The sequence below is a fragment of the Mesorhizobium sp. M7A.F.Ca.CA.001.10.2.1 genome (assembly GCF_003998575.1).
Taxonomy (GTDB): Bacteria; Pseudomonadota; Alphaproteobacteria; order Rhizobiales; family Rhizobiaceae; genus Mesorhizobium.
In genome coordinates this window covers 1-4286 of record NZ_RZQY01000526.1, presented here as the reverse complement: position 1 = coordinate 4286, position 4286 = coordinate 1, and the positions used below count along the sequence as shown (strand labels likewise).

General features: G+C 62.2%; 4 protein-coding genes. 2 read left to right on the top strand and 2 right to left on the bottom strand.

Features of this window, described 5'->3' with window-relative positions:
• Nucleotides 1–643 (top strand): PfkB family carbohydrate kinase (locus EN964_RS26455; RefSeq protein WP_127276925.1); only part of this gene is annotated, 643 nt, incomplete at its 5' end.
• Between the two features lie 248 nt (nt 644–891).
• Nucleotides 892–2034, top strand: coding sequence for a DegT/DnrJ/EryC1/StrS aminotransferase family protein (locus EN964_RS26450; RefSeq protein ID WP_127270003.1), 1143 nt, complete (start codon nt 892–894; stop codon nt 2032–2034).
• Nucleotides 2035–2049: 15 nt separating this feature from the next.
• Here the strand turns inward: EN964_RS26450 and cysQ are convergent, their stop codons facing one another.
• Both cysQ and cysC read right to left on the bottom strand, forming a co-directional pair.
• Nucleotides 2050–2838 carry a 3'(2'),5'-bisphosphate nucleotidase CysQ gene (gene cysQ / locus EN964_RS26445; RefSeq protein ID WP_164748814.1) on the bottom strand — a complete coding sequence of 263 codons (789 nt, stop codon included), beginning with the start codon at nt 2836–2838 and terminating at the stop codon, nt 2050–2052.
• Nucleotides 2839–2848: 10 nt separating this feature from the next.
• Nucleotides 2849–4286: adenylyl-sulfate kinase (gene cysC, locus EN964_RS26440; RefSeq protein WP_127276923.1), on the bottom strand; the 1438-nt coding region annotated here is incomplete at its 5' end.

The window sequence follows — 4286 nt, the reverse complement described above, 5'->3', positions numbered from 1 at the left end:
GACCTACACTTTTTATGACGAGAACACCGCCGGCCGCATGCTGACCGTCGACGACCTGCCGCAGCTTGGCAGCGAGATCGAAGCCATGCTGTTCGGTGCCATCAGCCTGATTTCGGAGCCCGCCGGCAGTGCCTATGAGGAGTTCATGCGGCGCGAGCATGAAAGTCGAGTGATGATGCTCGATCCCAACATCCGGCCGAACTTCATACCGGACAAGGCCAAGCACCTCAGGCGCATTCGCGCGATGATGGCGATGGCCGATATCGTGAAATTGTCGGACGAAGACCTGACCTGGTTCGGCGAAGCCGGCTCGCACGAGGATGTCATCCGCAACTGGCTGGATCGAGGCCCGAAGCTGATCGTCGTCACCCATGGCAGCGAAGGCGCCGTCGGCTATACCAGGGAACATGCCGTCACCGTCATGCCGGAAAAGGTCGAGGTGGTCGACACGGTCGGCGCCGGCGATACCTTCAACGCCGGCATCCTCGCCTCCTTGCATGAGCAGGGCCTGCTGACCAAGGCGGCGATTTCCCGCTTGTCGAAAGACGCCATCCACAAGGCGCTGGCGCTCGGTGCGAAGGCGGCGGCAGTGACCGTGTCGCGGGCCGGCGCCAATCCACCCTGGCGACATGAAATCGCCTGAGCAACGCTCAACATAAGTTGAGCCCAATCGATCACTTTATGTTTCGCAGGGGCTCTTTACAGGGCTATAAGGGCGGGATGGTGCCCGACGAAGCCCGGATTTCCGGCATCTGACTGACATTCGCCGGGAAATACTGGTAACGGACTGCGACACTTGGGCAATTTAGGGCTCCGCCTGCCCGGCTTTCTCGGCAAGCGCAACTCTGGTACCAGCGGCCGATTATCTGGCTAACCCGTTTTGAGGCCGACATGCAGTTCATCGATCTTGGCGCGCAGCGCGAACAAATCCGCGACCGGCTGAAGGCCGCGATCGACCGTGTCGTCGACGAAGGCCGTTATATTCTTGGCCCGCAAGTCACCGAATTCGAGAATAAGCTTGCCGCCTATATCGGCACCAAGCATGTCGTGGCCTGCGCCAACGGCACCGACGCGCTGCTGTTGCCACTGTTTGCGGCCGGCATCGGCCCGGGTGACGCGGTGTTCGTGCCGAGCTTCACTTTCGCCGCCACCGCCGAAGTGGTGGCACTGGCCAAGGCCGAGCCGGTGTTCGTCGATGTCGACCCGCATAGCTACAACATCGACATTGCCAGCCTCGAAGCGGCCATCGCCATGATCAAGAAGGAAGGAAGGCTGAAGCCGAAGGCTATCATTCCTGTCGATCTGTTTGGCCTAGCCGCCGATTACGAGGCGATCATGGCGATCGCCAACCGCGAAGGGCTGATGGTGATCGAGGATGCCGCCCAGTCGATGGGCGGTTCGCTCGACGGCAAGATGTGCGGTGCTTTCGGCCATGTCGGATCGACCAGCTTCTATCCGGCCAAGCCGCTTGGCTGCTACGGCGACGGCGGCGCGATGTTCACCAATGACGATGCGCTGGCCGAGCAGCTTCGCTCCTTCGCCTTCCATGGCAAGGGCGAGACGCAGTACGACAATGTCCGCGTCGGCATCAATTCGCGACTCGACACGATCCAGGCGGCGATCCTGATCGAGAAGCTGGCTATCCTGGAAGACGAGATGGTCGCCCGGCAGGTGGTGGCAAAGCGCTATGCCGAAGGGCTTGGCGATATCGTCACTGCGGCGCGCAATCTGGACGGCAGCCGTTCGGCCTGGGCGCAATACGCGATCGAGACGCCCAAGCGCGACGGGCTGAGGGCGCATCTCGGCGAAAAGGGCATTCCGTCTGTCATTTACTACGTGAAGCCGCTGCATGCCCAGGTCGCTTATCGCGACTACCCGCGCACGCCGACCGGCCTTGCCGTATCGGAAGACCTGCCGAAGCGGATCCTGTGCCTGCCCATGCACCCTTATCTCAGCGAAGCCGACCAGGACCGCATCATCGAGACGATCCGCAACTATATCGGCTCGAATTCGGCGCAGGCCGCGGCAGAGTAAGCTGCCGAGCCTTTCTCAGCCGGGGCCCGCCGCCCTGCCGCTGGCAATGAAATGCGGATTGGCAAAATCCTCGTCGTCGCTTTGCCTGCGCTTGCCATAGACCAGAGGTTGGCCGTCGAGCGTGCGCGTCATGCCGCCGGCGGCGCGCAGGATGGCGTCGCCCGCCGCTGTGTCCCATTCCATGGTGCGGCCGAAGCGCGGATAGACATCAGCCTCGGCGCTGGCGAGAAGGCAGAACTTCAAGGACGAACCGACCGAAACGATTTCGGCGGCACCGAGGTCGCGAATATAGGCCTCGGTTTCCGGTGTGTTGTGAGACCGACTGGCGACGACGGCCAGCGGCGTCGCGGCCGTTCTCGCCGCGATCGGCCGGCGGCCGACGATCTGGTAATCGCCATCGATTTCGAGTGATTCCGCCCTGCCCGGCAGGCCGGAAAAGAAGCGGCCCGTGCAGGGCGCAAAGACGACGCCGACTTCCGGCACGCCATCGCGAACCAGCGCTATGTTGACCGTGAAATCGGTGCGGCGGTTAACGAACTCCTTGGTCCCATCGAGCGGATCGATCAGAAAAAAAGCCCCGTCCAGATCGGGCGGCACGATGCCGGCGGAAGCTTCTTCCTCGGCCACGCAGGGGATATCGGGAAATGCGGCACGCAGTCCGGCGAGTATGATCTTTTCGCTCTCGCGGTCCGCCTCGGTCACCGGCGAGGCGTCGGACTTACGGTCAACCGCACAGCCGGCGTGGAACACGCGCATCACCTCGCGCCCGGCCGACAAGGCCAAGCGCTCGAAGATTTCAAGCATCAGCCTGTCGTCAGATGCCGCCGCCGCTATCGTATTGGTCTTCGGCAATGTCGCGCTCGTTCAGCCAGTGTTCCAGGGCGTCGACCATCTCTTCGGCCGACTTGCCGAGTGTCCGCAGATGGACCTCCGGGGTTTCCGGCGCTTCATAAGGGGAATCGACGCCGGTGAAATTCTTGATCTCGCCATTCAGCGCGCGCGCATAGAGGCCCTTCGGATCACGCCTGGCGCATTCCTCGAAAGGCGTATCGACGAACACCTCGACGAATTCTCCGTCGGCCATCAATTCACGTGCCATGCGCCGCTCGGCGCTGAAGGGCGAAATGAACGAAACAATGACGATCAACCCGGCATCGGCCATCAAACGCGCCACTTCGGCGACGCGGCGGATGTTCTCGACGCGATCGGCGTCGGTGAAACCAAGATCGCGGTTGAGACCGTGACGGACGTTGTCGCCGTCCAGGATATAAGTGTGGCGGCCGGTGGCGAACAGCTTCTTTTCGAACAGGTTGGCGATGGTCGACTTGCCGGAACCCGACAGCCCGGTGAACCAGAACACGGCGGGCCGCTGGTTCTTCATGTCGGCGCGCACGCGCTTGCCGACATCGAGCGACTGCCAATGGATGTTTTCGGCGCGGCGCAACGAGTGCAGGATCATGCCGGCGCCGACCGTGGCGTTGGAGATGCGGTCGATCAGGATGAAGGCGCCGGTGGTGCGGTTTTCGGCGAAGGGATCAAAGGCGATCGGCGTCCGCGTCGAAATGTTGCAGATGCCGACTTCGTTCATTTCGAGCGACTTTGCCGCTTCATGGGCAAAGTCATTGACGTTGATCCGATATTTCAGGTCGGTGACGGTGGCGCTGGTCTGGTCGGTCTCGGTGCGCAGGATGTAAGAGCGGCCTGGCAGCAACGCATGCTCGTCGAACCAGACGATGTTGGCGGCGAACTGATCGGCGACCTGCGGCCGTGCGGCAGGCGAAACCAGCATGTTGCCGCGCGAGATTTCGACTTCGTCATCGAGGACGAGCGTGACGGCCTGGCCGGCGGCCGCCTGGGCGAGATCGCCGCCATACGAGACGATCCGCTTGACGCGCGAGGATTTGCCGGACTTGGCGACAACGACCTCGTCGCCGGGCGCAACCGAGCCGGAGGCGACCGTGCCGGCAAAGCCGCGAAAGTCGAGATTGGGACGGTTGACATACTGGACAGGGAAACGAAACGGCAGTTCGACCATCGCTTCGTCGACCGACACGGTTTCGAGATGCTCGATCAGCGTCGGACCGGAATACCATTCCATGCTTTCCGACCGGCGGCTGACATTGTCGCCATAACGGGCCGACATCGGGATCGGCACAATGGTCTGGAAGCCGAGATCGCGCGAGAATTGCCCGTAGTCTTCGACGATCCGGTCGAAAACCGCCTGATCGAAATCGACAAGATCGATCTTGTTG